The 15919-nt window shown below is 74.7% G+C and carries 16 protein-coding genes; 8 read left to right on the top strand and 8 right to left on the bottom strand.

The window, feature by feature from the left end; genetic code table 11:
• The first annotated feature begins 22 nt into the window (after positions 1 to 22).
• Entirely contained in the window at positions 23 to 1033 is a 1011-nt protein-coding gene (locus tag OO48_RS18475) for a hypothetical protein (protein ID WP_157845489.1), read from the top strand.
• Between the two features lie 61 nt (positions 1034 to 1094).
• Here OO48_RS18475 and OO48_RS18470 read toward each other — a convergent pair whose 3' ends face one another.
• Both OO48_RS18470 and OO48_RS18465 read right to left on the bottom strand, forming a co-directional pair.
• Positions 1095 to 1670 (bottom strand): TerD family protein, encoded by a 576-nt coding sequence (locus OO48_RS18470; RefSeq protein ID WP_033217596.1) that lies wholly within the window; start codon positions 1668 to 1670, stop codon positions 1095 to 1097.
• Positions 1671 to 1785: 115 nt separating this feature from the next.
• A complete protein-coding gene (locus OO48_RS18465) occupies positions 1786 to 2277 on the bottom strand; it encodes a hypothetical protein (protein ID WP_033217693.1) in 492 nt (163 codons plus the stop codon).
• A gap of 68 nt (positions 2278 to 2345) precedes the next feature.
• Here OO48_RS18465 and arfB point away from each other — a divergent pair, with 68 nt between their 5' ends.
• Positions 2346 to 2783: an alternative ribosome rescue aminoacyl-tRNA hydrolase ArfB gene (arfB, locus tag OO48_RS18460; RefSeq protein ID WP_033217692.1), complete on the top strand. Its 438-nt coding sequence runs from the start codon at positions 2346 to 2348 to the stop codon at positions 2781 to 2783.
• A gap of 7 nt (positions 2784 to 2790) precedes the next feature.
• On the opposite strand, the gene OO48_RS18455 is transcribed toward arfB, so the two are convergent.
• Positions 2791 to 3345 (bottom strand): flavin reductase family protein, encoded by a 555-nt coding sequence (locus OO48_RS18455; protein ID WP_033217690.1) that lies wholly within the window; start codon positions 3343 to 3345, stop codon positions 2791 to 2793.
• Between the two features lie 234 nt (positions 3346 to 3579).
• On the opposite strand from OO48_RS18455, the gene OO48_RS18450 reads away from it, so the two are divergent.
• Together OO48_RS18450 and OO48_RS18445 are read left to right on the top strand one after the other, a co-directional pair.
• Positions 3580 to 5376 carry a GGDEF domain-containing protein gene (locus tag OO48_RS18450; protein ID WP_033217595.1) on the top strand — a complete coding sequence of 599 codons (1797 nt, stop codon included), beginning with the start codon at positions 3580 to 3582 and terminating at the stop codon, positions 5374 to 5376.
• A 75-nt stretch (positions 5377 to 5451) separates the two neighbouring features.
• The gene (locus OO48_RS18445) at positions 5452 to 6396 is read left to right on the top strand and encodes a carbohydrate-binding protein (protein WP_033217593.1); all 945 of its coding nucleotides are present in this window, start codon (positions 5452 to 5454) and stop codon (positions 6394 to 6396) included.
• A 39-nt stretch (positions 6397 to 6435) separates the two neighbouring features.
• Here OO48_RS18445 and OO48_RS18440 read toward each other — a convergent pair whose 3' ends face one another.
• The 4 genes from OO48_RS18440 to OO48_RS18425 all read right to left on the bottom strand — a co-directional run bounded on the left by OO48_RS18440 (position 6436) and on the right by OO48_RS18425 (position 10561).
• Entirely contained in the window at positions 6436 to 7293 is an 858-nt protein-coding gene (locus OO48_RS18440; RefSeq protein ID WP_033217590.1) for a class II fructose-bisphosphate aldolase, read from the bottom strand.
• Positions 7294 to 7388: 95 nt separating this feature from the next.
• The gene (gene nagA / locus OO48_RS18435; RefSeq protein WP_033217589.1) at positions 7389 to 8564 is read right to left on the bottom strand and encodes an N-acetylglucosamine-6-phosphate deacetylase; all 1176 of its coding nucleotides are present in this window, start codon (positions 8562 to 8564) and stop codon (positions 7389 to 7391) included.
• A complete protein-coding gene (locus tag OO48_RS18430; protein WP_033217587.1) occupies positions 8561 to 9493 on the bottom strand; it encodes an ROK family protein in 933 nt (310 codons plus the stop codon). The genes nagA and OO48_RS18430 overlap by 4 nt, the downstream gene beginning before the upstream one ends.
• Before the next feature lie 147 nt (positions 9494 to 9640).
• Positions 9641 to 10561 carry an SIS domain-containing protein gene (locus OO48_RS18425; RefSeq protein WP_033217585.1) on the bottom strand — a complete coding sequence of 307 codons (921 nt, stop codon included), beginning with the start codon at positions 10559 to 10561 and terminating at the stop codon, positions 9641 to 9643.
• Between the two features lie 182 nt (positions 10562 to 10743).
• Here OO48_RS18425 and OO48_RS18420 point away from each other — a divergent pair, with 182 nt between their 5' ends.
• The 4 genes from OO48_RS18420 (at position 10744) to otsB (ending at position 14166) form a co-directional block, all read left to right on the top strand.
• A complete protein-coding gene (locus OO48_RS18420; protein ID WP_033217583.1) occupies positions 10744 to 11532 on the top strand; it encodes a DeoR/GlpR family DNA-binding transcription regulator in 789 nt (262 codons plus the stop codon).
• A 149-nt stretch (positions 11533 to 11681) separates the two neighbouring features.
• On the top strand, positions 11682 to 12947 hold the full coding sequence (locus tag OO48_RS18415; protein WP_245194706.1) for an extracellular solute-binding protein: 1266 nt from the start codon (positions 11682 to 11684) through the stop codon (positions 12945 to 12947).
• 96 nt (positions 12948 to 13043) lie between these two features.
• A complete protein-coding gene (locus tag OO48_RS18410; protein WP_033217581.1) occupies positions 13044 to 13274 on the top strand; it encodes a DUF3263 domain-containing protein in 231 nt (76 codons plus the stop codon).
• Between the two features lie 46 nt (positions 13275 to 13320).
• Positions 13321 to 14166 carry a trehalose-phosphatase gene (gene otsB, locus OO48_RS18405; RefSeq protein WP_033217579.1) on the top strand — a complete coding sequence of 282 codons (846 nt, stop codon included), beginning with the start codon at positions 13321 to 13323 and terminating at the stop codon, positions 14164 to 14166.
• Positions 14167 to 14239: 73 nt separating this feature from the next.
• On the opposite strand, the gene OO48_RS18400 is transcribed toward otsB, so the two are convergent.
• Positions 14240 to 15709, bottom strand: coding sequence for an alpha,alpha-trehalose-phosphate synthase (UDP-forming) (locus tag OO48_RS18400; protein WP_033217577.1), 1470 nt, complete (start codon positions 15707 to 15709; stop codon positions 14240 to 14242).
• Positions 15710 to 15919: the final 210 nt, after the last annotated feature.

Below are 15919 nucleotides of genomic sequence, written 5' to 3'. Positions count from 1 at the left end.
ATTCGCACGCTAGTTTCTAGCCATGTCTCGCGGACGCCACCGTCATTCCTCCGTCCTCGGCCGGCTGCTGCCCCCGGCCGCCTCCGGTGTGCTCGTGGTCGCGGCGGTGGCCGCGCTGGTGGCCAGCCCGGACCAGGTCGTGGCCCGTTCGGTCGGGGTCGCCGCAGTGGTCGCCGTGGTCGGGCTGGCCCTGGTGCTGCGCCAGCGCGACCGGGCCGCCCGGGCCGCCGCCGAGCTGGCGGTGGTGCGCCGGCTGCGCGCCGAGGAGAGCTACGAGGAGCAGATCGCCGAGGCCGAGTACGCGGCCGAGGTCGCCGAGGAGCGCGCCACCCGGTTCGGGCGGCGGCTGACCGCGGAGAAGTCCCGGCTGGCCAAGGCCGAGACCGAGATCGCCCGGCTGCTGCGCGAGCGGGCCGTGATGGTCGCCGAGCAGGCCCTGAAGGAGGCCGAGGCGGCCCGCGAGGCCCTGGAGGCCACCCGGCCCAAGCACCCGGTCACCCCCGCCTCGTTCGTCCGCGCGCAGGCCGCGGTGCGGCACCTGGAGCGGCAGGCGGCGGCCGCCGAGGCGCGCCGCGCGGTGGACGAGCGGGCCCAGGTCGAGCTGCGCCCGAAGATGCCCGACCCGGTGCCGGCCACCGGGGCGGACGCGCTGCGCCCGGTCGGCCCGGCGATCCCCGCGCGGGGTGCCGCACCGGCGGCGGTGCCGGCGCCGCAACGGCCGCGGGCCACCGCGTTCAGCTTCTTCGGCCGCCCCGGCACGGCCCGGGCCGCGCTGCGCCCGGGCGCCCCGGCGCCCGCGGTCGACGACCTGGCGGACGTGGTGGGCGACGAGGCGCTGGCCGACAGCGAGCGCTACGCGGTGCTGGGCGGCGCCCCGGTGGACGCCGCGCAGCCGCCGAGCCACCAGGCCGTGGAGCAGCCGCCGAGCCACCAGCACGCCGAGTCGGACACCGAGCCCGAGGTGGTCGACCTGACCGCGCACGACGAGACCGAGCTGCTGGAGCTGCCCGAGCTGCGGGCCGGCCGGTCCTGACCCGGAACGCGCGAACGGCCCCCCGGGAGCCTCGGGGGGCCGTTCGCGCGTGCGGTGCGGGTCAGACGTTGACGCCGAAGTCCTGGGCGATGCCGACCAGGCCGGAGGCGTAGCCCTGGCCGATGGCGCGGAACTTCCACTCGGCGCCGTTGCGGTACAGCTCGCCGAAGACCATCGCGGTCTCGGTGGCGGCGTCCTCGGAGAGGTCGTAGCGGGCGATCTCGGCGCCGCCGGCCTGGTTCAGCACCCGGATGTAGGCGTTGCGGACCTGGCCGAAGCTCTGGCCGCGGTTGTTGCCGTCGTAGATCGACACCGGGAAGGTGATCCGCTGCACGTCGGCGGGCAGCGCGGCCAGGTTGACGTTGATCTGCTCGTCGTCGCCCTGGCCCTCGCCGGTGCGGTTGTCGCCGGTGTGCACGACGGTGCTGTCCGGGGTGCTGGTGTTGTTGAAGAAGACGAAGTGCCGGTCGGAGTAGACCTTGCCTTCGCCGTTGAGGACGATCGCGCTGGCGTCGAGGTCGAACTCGGCACCGGTGGTGGTGCGCACGTCCCAGCCGAGGCCGACGGTGACCGCGGTCAGGCCGGGGGCCTCCTTGGTCAGCGAGACGTTGCCACCCTTGGAGAGGCTCACGGGCATGGTCTGTGGTGTCCCTTCGGTCGGTTTTGCCCAGAGAACGCGGGACGGGCGGTCATTGGTTCCACCGCCCGGTGGACGGACGGATTTCTCCCCCGTACGGACGCCCCGCGCCGCATCAGATTCTCGGGTAGCGGCCCTGCACGGTCCAGATGTTCGGGTTGTCGGCGAGTCCCTCGTGCAGCTCACTCAGGTCGGCCAGCACGTCCTGCAGGAAGTCCCGTGCCTCGCGGCGCAGTTCGGCGTGCCGCACCACCAGGGGCTCGTCGTCGGGGCGCCAGGTGGCGGTGATCTCCACCCAGCCGAACCGGCGGGCGAAGCGCAGCAGTTCGGTGTTCTGGGTGAAGTCCAGGTCCTCGGTGCGGACCCGGGCCTCCCGGCTGCCGCGCGGGCCCTCGTCGAGGCGTTCGGCGATGTCGCACACCGCCCAGGCGAAGTCGAGCACCGGCACCCAGTGCCAGTGGGTCTCCAGGGCCGCGCCCCCGTCCGCCTCCAGGTACACGTCGCCGGCGAACAGGTCGTGCCGCAGCGAGTGGACCGACGCGGTGCGGTAGTCGGTCTGCGGGGGGTCGGGGAAGCGGGTGGAGAGGGAGTAGCCGAGCTCGATCACGCCCGCCATTGTGCCCGTTCGGTCCGGGCGCCTTAACCAGGTGACGGGGGCCGGGAGGGGGCGGGATGATGGGCGGCATGACTGAGCCCGTGCGCGTACGGGGCTCGGTGGTCGTCCCCGACGCCGAGCTCGTCTGGCGCTTCTCGCGTTCCTCCGGCCCCGGCGGGCAGCACGTGAACACCTCCGACTCGAGGGTCGAGCTGCGGTGGGACCTGGCCGCCTCCGACGCGCTGCCCGCGGTGTGGAAGGAGCGCGCCCTGGAGCGGCTGGCCTCGCGGCTGGTGGACGGGGTGCTGGTGGTGCGGGCCTCCGAGCACCGTTCGCAGTGGCGCAACCGGGAGGTGGCGGCGGCCCGGCTGGCCGCGCTGCTGGGGGAGGCCACCGCGCCGCCGCCGAAGGCCCGGCGGGCCACCAAGCCCAGCCGCGGCATGGTCGAGCGGCGGCTGGAGAACAAGCGGCACCGCTCGGGGCTCAAGCAGGGCCGCGGCCGGATCCGCCCGCAGTGACGGTCCGTCAGTCGAGCCGGCGGTAGCCGCCGCGCAGGTACAGCAGCGGCCGTCCGGCCGGGGCGGGCACCTCGGCGGCCAGGACGCGGCCGAGCACCAGGGTGTGGTCGCCGGCGGCGATCCGCTGCTCGGTGCGGCACTCCAGGGTGGCCAGCGCGCCGTCGATCAGCGGGGCGCCGGTGTGCGGCCCGCGGTGCCAGGCGGCGTCGGCGAACAGCAGCCGGTCGCTGAGCCGCCCCTTCATCGCGAACCGGGAGGCGAGCGCGCGGTGCTCCTCGGCGAGCAGCGACACCGCCCAGGTCTCGGCCCGGGCCAGCAGCTCGTCCATCCGCGAGTCCTCGCGGACCGAGACCAGCACCAGCGGCGGTTCCAGCGACACCGACAGCAGCGAGGTGGCGGTCATCCCGGCGTCCTCGCCGTCCTCCGGGTCGTGCACGGTCAGCAGGGAGACGCCCGCGGCGAGCTGGCCGAGGGCGGCCCGGAACTCCTCGGGGGCGGCGCCGGCCGCCGCCGCGCCGGCGGGGGCCGCGGGGGCGGCGGGGGACTGCTGGGAGCTGTACACGTACCGCACGCTAGTCGCCGACCGGGCGTGCCGGTATCGGGCCGTGGTCGTAGTCCGGTCGTAGGTCCGTTCGGTCCTCGGTCGCAAAGGTCTTGATCATTATGTGATTTGAGTCACAGTCACAGCCTATTGCTGACCGAGCGTGCCTATCGGAGTGCTCGCTGTGATTCAGTTCTTCTGGCAATCGGACGAAACCTTGTCAAGAACCATCCGAAGCAGCCGGGGAGCCCCCGCATGGAAGCCGAGTCGGAGCCCTACGTCCGCCTCGCGACCCTTCGCACCTTGCACCGGGTCGTGGCGGACCTCAACGCTGCCCGGAGCCTGGCGGGGACCTTGCAGGCGGTCGTCGAGGGCGCGGTCCACGGGCTCGGGTTCGACGCCGCCGCGGTCAGCCTGGTCCGCCCCGACGGGGACCTGGTGGTCGCCGCCGTCTGGGAGATCGAGGAGAGCGCCTTCGGGGGCCCGGCCGTCCTGCTCGGCCAGGTCGGCTCCCGCGAGTCCTGGGAGCGGATGCTCCAGGTCGCCGACCACTGGGGCACCCTGCGCTTCCTGCCGCACGACCGCGGCTGGGCGATAGCCACCGACATCCCCACCTGGACCGGCAACGGCCCGATGCCGGTCTACGGCAACGACTGGCACCCCTCCGACGTCCTGCTCGCGCCGATGTACAGCGCCGGCGGCGACCTGCTCGGCATCCTCTCGGTGGACCGCCCGCGCAGCGGCAAGCGCCCCGGCGCGTGGACCCGCGAGGCCCTGGAGATGTTCTCCCTGCAGGCCTCCATCGCGATCGGCAACGCCCGGCTGCGGGCCGAGATGCAGCGCGCCCTGGCCCGGCTGGAGAAGGAGCAGCAGGCCCTGCGGGCCAGCGAGGAGTCCTTCCGGCAGGCCTTCGAGTACGCCCCCAGCGGGATGGCCATCACCGAGCTGCACGGCGAGGCCACCGGCCAGCTCAGCCGCGTCAACGACGCCCTGTGCCGGCTGCTGGGCCGCCCCCGGGCCGCGCTGCGCCAGCAGCGCTTCGTCGACCTGGTCCACCCCGACGACCTCGACCTGCTGCTGCGCACCAGCGCCGAGGGCGGCCGGGCCGAGCTGCGGCTGGCCCGGCGCGACGGCGGCTACCAGTGGGTCTGCCTGCGCAACTCGGTGGTCGCCGACGCCGCCGAGGGCCCCAGTTTCCTGCTCACCCACGTCGAGGACATCGAGGACCGCAAGCGGCACGAGCTGCAGCTCGCCCACCGGGCCAGCCACGACGCGCTCACCGGCCTGCCCAACGGCGCGGAGCTGCGGGCCAGGCTCGCCCGCCGACTCTGTCCGGTCGCACCGCACGCCGGCGTGCCCGGCCAGGCGTCGCCCGCCGGGGCGCCCCTCCAGGGCGCCCACGCCGCCCAGGACGGCCGCGCGCCGGTGGGCGCCCCCGTACCCCTCGCGCACGGTTACGCGGCCCCCGACGGGGCCCTGGAGCGCGACCGGGCCGCCTTCGCCGCCGGGGAGGTGCTGCACCACTCCGGCGTCCCGGCCCACCACGTGCACGCCGTGGTCCCCGCCGAGCAGCCGCCCGGGGACCTCTGGCACGGCCACCGCCGCGGCGGCGGCGCCCCGGTGGGCGAGCGCGGGCTGGCCGTCCTCTACTGCGACCTGGACGGCTTCAAGCTGGTCAACGACCGGCACGGCCACAACACCGGCGACGCCGTCCTGATCGAGATCGCCCGCCGCCTGCAGCAGGTCGTCCGGGAGGGCGACACGGTGGCCCGGATGAGCGGCGACGAGTTCGTCGTCCTCGCCGACAACATCGGCCGCGAGGAGGCCAAGGAGCTGGCCGGGCGGCTGCGCAGCGCGATCCTGCCGCCGATGCGGATCGACAACCGGGCGGTGCGGGTCGGCGTCAGCCTCGGCATCGGCTGGGCCGGCTGCGGGATGAGCATCGACGAGGTGCTGCACTCCGCGGACGAGCGGATGTACGACGAGAAGCGCACCCGCGGCGGCCCCGCCCGCGGCTCCCGGGGCGAGCGCTCGCACCGCCGGGCGGGCTGAACCGCTTGTCCCCCGCTCGCCGGGGGCAGGTAGGGTGCCCTGGGTACGAGTACAACCAGTCCAGGGGAGTCGAACGTGACCACGCCCGGCAACAGCGGCGCGGCGCCCGAGGGCGCGGGCGGGGAAGACCCCTTCGCGTACCTGTACCGACCGGCCGAGGGCGAGCAGCCGGCCGCCGAGCGCCCCCGCAGCGGCTACCAGCGCCCGATGGAGGTGGGCCGCGCCACCTACGGCGACCGCCCAACCTACCCGCAGGCCCCGCCGCCGCCCGGCTACGGCCAGGGCCCGGTGGCGCCCCACGATCCCACCGCGGCGCTGCCCCAGCAGCCCCGGTACGCCGAGCGCTCCCGCCCGCGGCCGGGCGAGGACCGGCCCGCGGGCCGCGGCAAGGCGGCGATCATCGGCGCCGTCGCGGTGGTCGCGGCGATCGCCATCGGCGCCGGCGTGGCGCTGTCCACCGGCGACCCGGGCGGCAAGGCCGCGGCCGACCCCACCGGCAAGGCCCCGGCGGCGAGCGCGACCGCCGGCGGCAGCACCGGGAGCAGCCCGAGCGCGCCCGCGAGCAGCGCCGCGCCCAGCCCGAGCGCCGCGAGCGAGCCGATCAGCGACGCGTCCAAGCTGCAGGCGCAGGGCGCCGCCACCGCCGCCACCGTCAAGGGCGCGGTCTCCGCCGACGGCGGCTACCTGGTGCTGCAGGCCGGGTCGACCTTCACCTGGACGGTCAACGCGGACGCCGACGGCAAGGCCAAGCTCTGGCTGCACTTCAACAACACCGGCGCCGACCAGCCGGCCCAGGTCACCGTCAACGGCAAGGACCACCCGGGCGGCGTGACCTTCAAGAACTACTCCAAGAACCCGGCCGCCGACCCGGCGTACTCCTGGTTCAGCACCAACATATGGCCGGAGCTGAAGGCCGGGCCGAACACCATCACGCTGACCGTGCCGGCCGGGGCGACCAACCCGGTCCTGCTGGACCAGGTCGCGCTGACGCCGATGAGCGTCAACGAGTACCCGAAGTAGCGGCGGCGGCGCGGGGGAGGGTTCCCCCGCGCCGCCGGTTCAGGCCCGGCCGGAGACCACCCGGGCCAGCTGTTCGACGGTGCGCGCCATCGCGTCCCGGGCCGCCGCCAGGTAGCCGCGCGGGTCGCTGGCGGCGGGGTCGGCGGCCAGCCGGGCGCGGATCGCCGGGGTGCAGGCGAGGTTGAGCGCCGTCCCGATGTTGATCTTGACCATGCCGGCGGCGACCGCCTCGGCGAGCGCGGCGTCCGGGACGCCGGAGCTGCCGTGCAGGACCAGCGGGACGGGGACGGCGGCGGCCAGCTCGCGGATCAGGGCGTGGTCCAGGGCGGCGGTGCGGGTGGTCATCGCGTGCGCGGAGCCGACCGCGACGGCCAGCGCGTCGACCCCGGTCTCGGCGACGTACCGGGCGGCCTCGGCCGGGTCGGTGCGGGCGCCGGGGGCGTGCGCGCCGAGCGGCGGTTCGCCGTCCTTGCCGCCGACCCGGCCGAGTTCGGCCTCCAGGTGCAGGCCGTGGCGGTGGGCCCAGGCGGTGGCCTCGGCGGTGGCCTTGACGTTCTCGTCGTGCGGCAGCGCGGAGGCGTCGAACATCGCGGAGGAGAACCCGGCGGCGGGGGCCGCGCGCAGCAGGTCCGGGTCCTCGACGTGGTCGAGGTGCAGCGAGACGGGGACGCGGGCGGCGGCGGCGACCTCGGCGCAGGCGCGGGCGATCGGCAGCAGCCGACCGCCCCGGTAGGCGATCGCGTTCTGGCTGAGCTGCAGGACGACGGGTGTCCGCGCGGCCTCGGCGCCGGCGGCGATCGCCTCGGCGTGCTCCAGGGTGATCACGTTGAACGCGGGCAGGCCGCGCCGTTCGGCGACGGCGGAGGCGAGCAGGTCACAGGTGCGGGCGAGCGGCAAGGGGGAGCTCCCGGTGGGGTGAGTAGCGAGGCGCAGGTTCCGCTGCTCACCCCCGTGGCGGGAGGACCGGGGCCGCCCGGCGGGGCGGCGCCGGGTCAGGCCGGGTTGCCGGCCCTGGCGAAGCGGTCCGCGCCGACGATCCACTCGCCGCGGCGCATCACCGCGACGAGTTCGTGGCTGTCGGAGTCGAGGACGACCAGGTCGGCGTTCTTTCCGGCCTCCAGGGTGCCGATGGTGTCGCCCAGGCCCATCAGGCGGGCGGGGACGGTGGACAGCGAGGTGACGGCCTGGTTCAGGGACAGGCCGAGGACGGTGACGGCGCGCCGGAAGGCGACGTCCAGGGTGAGGGTGGAGCCGGCGATGGAGCCGCCCTCGACCAGGCGGGCCACGCCGTCCTCGACCCGGACCTGCAGCGGGCCGAGCGGGTACAGGCCGTCGCCCATGCCGGCCGCGCCCATCGCGTCGGTGATCAGCGCGACGCGCTCGGCGCCGGCGGTGCCGTAGGCCAGCTCGACCACCGAGGGGTGCAGGTGGACGCCGTCGTTGACCAGCTCGACGGTGACCCGCTCGTCCTCCAGCAGGGCGACGATCGGGCCGGGGGCGCGGTGCTGGATGCCCGGCATCGCGTTGAACAGGTGGGTGGCCACCGAGGCGCCGGCGTCGATCGCCCGCAGGGTGGTCTCGTAGTCGGAGTCGGTGTGGCCGACGGCGGCGACGATGCCGAGGTCGGACAGCATCCGCACCGACTCCAGGCCGCCGGGCAGCTCCGGGGCCAGGGTGAACATCTTGGTGTGGCCGCGGCCCGCGTCGGCGAGCTTGCGCACCAGCGCCGGGTCGGGGTCGCGCAGCAGGTCGGGGCGGTGGGCGCCGCACCGGTTGTGCGAGATGAACGGGCCCTCGAAGTGGATGCCGGCCAGGACGCCGTCCTCGACGAGCTCGGAGAGCACCGCCGCCTGGCGGCAGACCTCGTCGATCTCGCCGGTGACGGTGGAGGCCATCGTGGTGGTGGTGCCGTGCTCCAGGTGCGTGCGGGCAGCGGTGAGCGCCTCCTCGGCGATGCCGGAGGCGTACGAGGCGCCGCCGCCGCCGTGCACGTGCAGGTCGACGAAGCCGGGGACGACGGTGTACCCGGTGAGGTCGAGGTCGCTCGGGTCCGCCTCGCCGCCGAGGCCCGCGATGCGGGTGCCCTCGACGGAGATCCGGCCCGCGTCGATCACCCCGCCGGGCAGGACCAGTCGGGCTCCGGCCAGTGCAGTACGGTCCGCGGTCACGCGGTCACCTCCAAGGAGAGCAGATCCCAGGCGAGCAAGCCGGCGCCCAGGGACGCGGCGGTGTCTTTGAGCATGGCCGGAACGACCTTCGGGGGCATCTGGAAGGTCAGCCGCTCGGTCACCGCGGCGCGCAGCGGCGTGAAGAGCGTGTCACCCGCCTCGGCGAGCCCGCCGCCGACGATCACCGTGGACGGGTCGAGCAGGCTCTGCGCCAGCACGATGCCGTCGGCGAGCGCGTCCACCGCGTCGCGCCAGACCGCGAGGGCCCTCGGGTCGCCGGCGTCGACGGCGCTCGCGCAGGCGGCGGCGTCGGCGTCCGGGTCGCCGCTGGCCTCGGCCCAGGCCCGGGAGACCGCGGAGGCCGAGGCCAGGGTCTCCAGGCAGCCGCGGGCGCCGCAGCCGCACTGCGGGCCGCCGGGGCGGACCACCACGTGGCCGATCTCGCCGCCGTAGCCGTGCGCGCCCGCCTCGATCGTGCCGCGGATGCCGATGGCGCCCGCGATGCCGGTGCCCAGGGCGATGAACAGGAAGCGCTCGACCCCCTGTCCGGCGCCGATGCGGCCCTCGGCGAGGCCGCCGGAGCGGACGTCGTGGCCGAGGGCGACCGGGATGCCGCCGAGGCGCTCGCCGAGCAGCTTGCGCATCGGCAGGTCCCGCCAGCCGAGGTTGGCGGAGAAGACCGCGATCCCGTTCTTCTCGTCGATCGTCCCCGGCACGGCGACGCCCGCCGCGAGGGGGGCGGCACCGAACCGGGTGCGGCCCTCCTGCGCCAGGTCGGCGGCGAAGTCGAGGATGGTGGCGACGACGGCGTCAGGGCCGTGCTCCCGCCCGGTCGGTCGGCGTGCTTCGAACAGCACGGAGCCGTCCTGGGCGACCAGCGCGGCCTTCATGCCGGTGCCGCCTACATCGAGTGCGATGACGTGCTTCACGGGGGACAGTTTCCCTTGGCCGGGTCTAAGAGGTCTAGTCCAGTTGCTCGATTGGTCTGGTCCTGAGAGGTGAGGTTTATCGCTCTTTGCCGCCTCCTGGGCGGTTTGGGTGGCGAAGCCGTTACCGACCGCGCCGGGTGGCGGCGGTCAGCCGAGGACGATCGAGCGGGTCAGGTTGCGGGGCCGGTCCGGGTCCAGGCCGCGGTGCGCGGCCAGCGCGACGGCCAGCCGGTGCACCCGGACCAGGTCGGCCAGCGGGTCGAGGCCGCCCGCCCCGGAGTCGGCCACCAGCAGGCCGCCGACCGCGGCCACCTCGTCGGCCAGGCCCGCGGGCAGCTCGCCGAACATCCAGGCGGCCCGGCCCGGGGCGGTGATCGAGACCGGGCCGTGCCGGTACTCCATCGCCGGGTACGCCTCGGTCCAGGCCAGCGCCGCCTCGCGCATCTTCAGGCCGGCCTCCTGGGCCAGGCCGTTGGTCCAGCCCGCACCCAGGAAGGAGACCTGCTCCAGCGCCACCAGCTCGTCCGGCACCTGCCAGGCGACCGCCCGCTCGGCGTCCCCGGCCGCCTCGGCGACGGTGCGCACCCCGGCCGGGAGGGCGTCCTCCAGCTCCAGGTGGGCGCGCAGCAGGGCGAGCACGGTGGTGGCGAAGCGGGTCTGCACCACCGAGCGCTCGTCGGCGAAGCCCAGGTCGACCAGGTGGTCGGCGGCGGCGGCCACCGGCTGGTCGGTGCAGGCGGTGATCGCGGTGGACGGCAGGTCGGTGCCGTCCAGCAGCCGCAGCACCTCGGTGGTGGTGCCCGAGCGGGTGATCGCCAGCACCCGGTCGTAGCGGCGCGGGTGCGGGAACTCGGAGGCGGCGAAGGCGTCGGTCTCGCCGTGGCCGCCCGACTCGCGCAGCGCGGCGTACGCCTGGGCCATGAACCAGGAGGTGCCGCAGCCGACCACGGCCACCCGCTCGCCGCGCCGCGGCAGCCCGGCCGGGCCGCTCGCGGCCAGTGCGGCGGCGGTGCGCCAGTCCTCGGGCTGGGTGGCGATCTCCTGGGCGGTGAGGGAGGGGTGCGGCATGGGTGAGGGCTCCTTCGGCTTCCCCGGGGGCTGCGCACGGACGAGCGGAGTCGAGTGCGCGAAGATGATTGATTTATAGCTGTTTCGCGCATGATTACGCAACGATGAGGTGGGGTCCGGGTGTGCGAAGCTGTCCCGACCGGGCGCGGGGCGCGCGGCCGAGCGCGGGAGGAGCGAGGACGGTGTCCAGGTACGAGCGGTGGAACGCGCTGCTGGAACTGCTGGCCGAGCACGGCAGGCTGGAGGTCGAGGAGGCGGCCGGCGCGCTGGACGTCTCGGCCGCGACCATCCGCCGCGACCTCGACCAACTGGCCCGCCAGCAGATGCTCACCCGCACCCGCGGCGGCGCGGTGGCGCACAGCGTCTCCTACGACCTGCCGCTGCGGTACAAGACCGCCCGCAACGCCGACGCCAAGCAGCGGATCGGCGCGCTGGTGGCCGGCCTGGTCGAGCCCGGCGAGGTGGTCGGCCTGAACGGCGGCACCACCACCACCGAGGTGGCCCGGGCGCTGGCCGTCCGCCCCGACCTGGCCGAGCGCCCCGAGGGCGGCCGCAGCCTCACCGTGGTCACCAACGCGCTCAACATCGCCAACGAGTTGACGGTCCGTCCGCAGGTGAAGATCGTGGTCACCGGCGGCGTCGCCCGCCCCCAGTCGTACGAGCTGATCGGCCCGCTGGCCGCCCGGGTGCTCGGCGAACTCGCCCTGGACACCGCGGTGCTGGGCGTGGACGGGTTCGACCCGGGGCACGGCGCGACCGCCCACCACGAGGGCGAGGCGGCGGTGAACCGGCTGCTCGCCGAGCGGGCCCGGCGGGTGGTGGTGGCCGCCGACTCCTCCAAGCTGGGCCGCCGGACCTTCGCCCGGATCTGCGGCTCGGAGGCGGTCGACACCCTGGTCACCGACGACCAGGTGCCGGACGCGGTGGCGGCCGCCTTCGCCGACGCCGGGGTGACCGTACTGACGGCATGACAGTCCGCATATCGGACAGTTGTGCAGTCCACGTTGCGCCTGGTGCAACAGGATCTGACACTTCGATAACTTCCGCCCCAAGAGGTCTGGACCATCGCGCGCGGTAACTGCCAGGGTCGCGCCTGTCACCCTCCCTAAGGCGGTCCCCCTTGAAGCGATCAGCGCTGATCCCTCTGCCCCTCGCCGGATGCCTCCTGCTGTCCGGCTGCGGCATCCTGTCCGACGGGGGAGAGGTGACGCTCGACCTGGTCGCGGCCGACTACGGCACCAACGACTCCAACAGCAGCAGCATCTACTGGAACAAGGTCGCCAAGGACTTCGAGGCCGCCAACTCCGGCATCAAGGTGCACGTCGACGTGGTCTCCTGGGACGACATCGACAAGCACGTCGCCGAGCTGATCGCCAAGGGCGACACCCCCGACATCGTGCAGACCGGCGGCTTCGTCGACCAGGTCGCCGCCGACCGCCTCTACCCCGTCGGCGACGTGCTCTCCATGGAGGCCCAGGCCAACCTGCTGGACTCCTTCAACAAGGCCGGCCAGGTGCTCGGCAGCCAGTACGGCATCCCGTTCATCTCCTCCAGCCGGGCGTTCGTCTACAACAAGGCGATCTTCGAGCGGGCCGGCATCGGCGCCCCGCCCACCACCTGGGAGGAGCTGCGCAAGGACGCCGAACTGATCAAGACCAAGGTGCCGGGCGTCACCCCGTACGCGCTGCCGCTCGGCCCCGAGGAGGCCCAGGCCGAGTCGATGATCTGGACGATGAGCGGCGGCGGCGCGATCTCCGACAGCGTCGGCAACTACACCATCGACAGCCAGCAGAACCGCGACACCTTCAAGTGGCTGCGCACCAACCTGGTCGACAAGGGCCTGACCTACCCCGACCCCGGCACGGTCAACCGGAAGGCCGCCTTCACCGCCTTCGCCAAGGGCGAGGTCGCCATGCTCAACGGCCACCCCGCGCTGCTCAAGGACGCCGCCGCGGCCGGCATCCAGTACGGCATCGCGCCGATCCCGCTCAAGAGCACGAAGGAGGCCAAGCCGGTCGCCTTCGGCGTGGCCGACTGGCTGATGGCCTTCAAGGCCAACGGGCACCGGACCGAGATCAAGAAGTTCCTGAACTTCGCCCTCTCCAAGCAGAACACCCTGGAGTTCGACGAGGAGTACAACATGCTCCCCGTCACCCAGGACACCCTGACGGAGATGAAGGACAACCCCCAGCACCAGGACCTCACCCAGTTCCTGGACAACCTGCCCAGCGCCAACTTCTACCCGTACGGCGCGCCCTCCTGGGACAAGGTCAGCAGCCTGATCAAGCAGCGCATCGGCGGCGCCGTGAAGAGCGGTGGCGACCAGGTGCTCGGCGACCTGCAGTCCGACGCCACCGCCGAGTCGAACCGGGCCCGCCAGGGCTGACCGGGCCGCCAGGGCTGACCGGGCCGCCGGGGCTGCGCCGGGCCGCCGGGGCTGGCCGGACCGGGTGCTGACGGCCCCGGGGCCTAGCCTGGACGCATGGCCGAACTGACCGAACGCGACCGGGCGGTACTCGAACTGGAAGCCCGCGGGTGGCGGACCGCCGGCGCCAAGGAGCAGGCGATCCGGCAGGAGCTCGGCATCTCCGCCACCCGCTACTACCAGCTGCTCAACGCCCTGCTCGACCGCGCCGAGGCGCTCGCCCACGACCCGGTCCTGGTCAACCGGCTGCGCCGGGTCCGCCAGCAGCGGCGCGACGCCAGGCAGTGACGCCGAGGTAGGGCTGCCGACCCCCGGTGGCGGGTAGCGTCGGGGCATGGGAATCGCTGAACAGATCACGACCCAGGCGGGGCGGACCGGACTGGCGGGGCTGCTCGCCGATCCGAAGTCCGCGGTCGTCGGGCTCGACTTCGACGGCACGCTCGCCCCGATCGTCCCCGACCCGGACCGGGCCCGCGCCCACCCCGGCGTCGTCCCCGCGCTCGGTGCGCTCGCCCCGCTGGTCGGCGCGGTCGTGGTGGTCACCGGGCGGCCCGCCGCGACCGCCGCCGCGTACGGCGGTTTCGCGGACGCCCCCGGCCTGGAACACCTCACCGTCCTCGGCCACTACGGCGCCGAGCGCTGGGACGCGGACAGCGGTGCCGTCACCGCCGCCCCGCCCCCGCCGGGAGTCGCCGCCGTCCGGGACGGACTTCCCGCGCTGCTGCGCGAGTTGGGCGTGCCCGAGGGCACCTTCGTGGAGGACAAGGAGCGCGCGCTGGCCGTCCACACCAGGCGGGCCGCCGAGCCGGACGCGCTGCTGGAGCGGCTGCGCGGCCCGCTCGGCGAGTTGGCCCACCGCAACGGGCTGGTCGTCGAACCCGGCCGGATGGTCCTCGAACTGCGGCCGCCGGGGGTCGACAAGGGCGTCGCCCTCCGCGGGTTCCTGGCGGAACGGGACGCGGGCCCGGTGGTCTTCGCCGGCGACGACCTCGGTGACCTCGCCGCCTACGCGGAGGTCGCCGCCCGCCGCGAAGCCGGCCACCCCGGGCTCCTGGTCTGCAGCGGCCCCGTCACCGGTGAGCCTCCGGTCGCGGAACTGGCGGACCGTGCGGACCTGGTGGTCGCCGGACCGGCGGGGGTGGTCGACCTGCTGAACGGGCTCGCGGAACTGCTGCGGTAGGAGGCACCGGCGGAGGACGGGCGCGCGGTCCCCCGCACGCCCGTCCTCCGCCGGTCCCACGCCGGTCCCGTGGCTACCGGAGCGCGTCCAGCTGGTCCAGGAACCACTGCTGGGGCGGCAGGGCGGTGGCCGCCGCGGCGAGGCGCTTGGTGCGGTCGGCGCGTTCGGCGGCGGGCATGGCGAGGGCTTCGGCGAGGGCGTCGGCGGTGGCGATGACGTCGTACGGGTTGACCGTGATCGCGTCGTCGGCGAGTTCCGCGTGGGCGCCGGCCTCGCGGGAGAGGACGAGGGCGCAGCCGTGGTCGGAGACGACGGGGACCTCCTTGGCGACCAGGTTCATGCCGTCGCGGATCGGGTTGACCAAGGCGACGTCGGCGAGCCGGTAGGCGGCGAGGGAGCGCGGGAAGTCGTCGTCGACGTGCAGGATGAGCGGCTGCCAGTCGTCGGTGGCGAACTCGGTGTTGATCTCCTCGGCGACGCGCCGCACGGCGGCGGTGTAGTCGCGGTACTCGGCGAGGTCGGTGCGGGAGGGGTAGGCGAAGGCGACGTGGACGACCTCGCCGAGCCATTCGGGGCGGGTGCGCAGCAGGTGCCGGTAGGCGAGCAGGCCGCGGACGATGTTCTTGCTGAGCTCGGTGCGGTCGACCCGGACGATGGTGCGGCGGTCGCCGACGGCCCCGCGCAGGGCGGCGAGCCGTTCGTCGACGTCGGGCCGGTGGGCGCGCTCGCGCAGGAACTCGGCGTCGGCGCCGAGGCCGTGCACGCCGAGCCGGGTGGTGCGGCCGCCGTGGGTGACGGTCAGGGCGTCGCGGTCGACCTCCGCGCCGAGGACGGCCTCGCAGCAGTCGGCGAAGGCGAGGGCCCAGCGGCGGGTGAGGAAGGCGGCGCGGTCGGCGCCGAGGATGCCTTCGAGGACGGCGGCGGCGACGTCGTCGGGCAGCAGCCGGTAGTAGTCCGGCGGGGCCCACGGGGTGTGCGAGAAGTGGCCGATCCGCAGGTCGGGGCGGAGCTCGCGGAGCAGCGCGGGGGCCAGCGAGAGGTGGTAGTCCTGCACCAGGACGGCCGCGCCGGGGGCGGCCTCGGCGGCGAGCGCCTCGGCGAAGGCGGCGTTGTAGGCGCGGTAGGCGTCCCACTCGGTGCGGAAGTCCGCGTCGAAGGCGGGCTGCACGGGCGTCTGGTAGAGCAGGTGGTGGACGAACCAGAGGGTGGAGTTGGCGACGCCGTTGTAGGCGCGGGCGAAGGTCTCCGGATCGATGTCCAGCATCCGGACGGCCTGTCCGCCGACGTCGTGCCCGGCCAGGTCGAGGCGCCCCTCGGGGGCCTGCCGGGCGGCGGTGCGGTCGGCGTCGGAGAGCGCGGCGCAGACCCACACCGCGTTCGGGTCGTCGATCGCGGAGAGGCCGGAGACCAGGCCGCCGCCGCCTCTGCGGAGGGTCAGCGTGCCGTCGTCCTCCGTGCGGAAGGACACCGGGCCGCGGTTGGAGGCCACCAGGATCGGGGCGGCTCCGGAGTGCTGGGGGCGTTCGGACACGTGATCGGCCATACAGCCAACCTTGCCGTGCGATCAGCCGACCAAACCACTCGACGCGGCCCGGACCGGGTGAACAGTGGGTGCCGGTCGGTGGGCCGCGGGGGCGGTGGCCGCGGGAGGAGGGGCGGTGCGGGACAGGGGCGGGACGGGGCGGGAGGGTGCGGGGTGCGGGGTGTCGACGCGGCCCGGACCGGGTGAACAGTGGGTGCCGGTCGGTGGGCC

The organism is Kitasatospora phosalacinea (genome assembly GCF_000716545.1).
Lineage (GTDB): Bacteria > Actinomycetota > Actinomycetes > Streptomycetales > Streptomycetaceae > Kitasatospora > Kitasatospora phosalacinea.
This window is presented reverse-complemented; position numbering and strand designations above follow the sequence as displayed.